Annotated in this window: 1 pseudogene; it reads right to left on the reverse strand. The window is 46.1% G+C overall.

Going from position 1 to position 241, the window contains the following annotated elements:
• Positions 1–115: pseudogene (locus AK963_RS33035) on the reverse strand (transposase); the annotation flags it as partial.
• Positions 116–241: the final 126 nt, after the last annotated feature.

The raw sequence follows: 241 nt of genomic DNA on the forward strand, positions 1-241 counted from the left end.
ACACCTCAGCACCGTACATCTCGTGAATGGCTTCGGCAATATCACGGGTGGTCATGCCTCGGGCATAGAGGGTAAGGATTTGCTGATCAAGCTTGTTTAGCCGAGTCTGGCCTTTGTGTCATCACCGGCGTAAAAAGTCCTCAAAACACCAGTCCAAAATGACCTGTCGTTAAGTATAGCTTTTTGGGGTGGTCTGCAAGTCTGATAGTTCCAGAAAGTTAAATATTTTACTAAGCTGACT

The organism is Endozoicomonas atrinae (assembly GCF_001647025.1).
GTDB lineage: Bacteria > Pseudomonadota > Gammaproteobacteria > Pseudomonadales > Endozoicomonadaceae > Endozoicomonas > Endozoicomonas atrinae.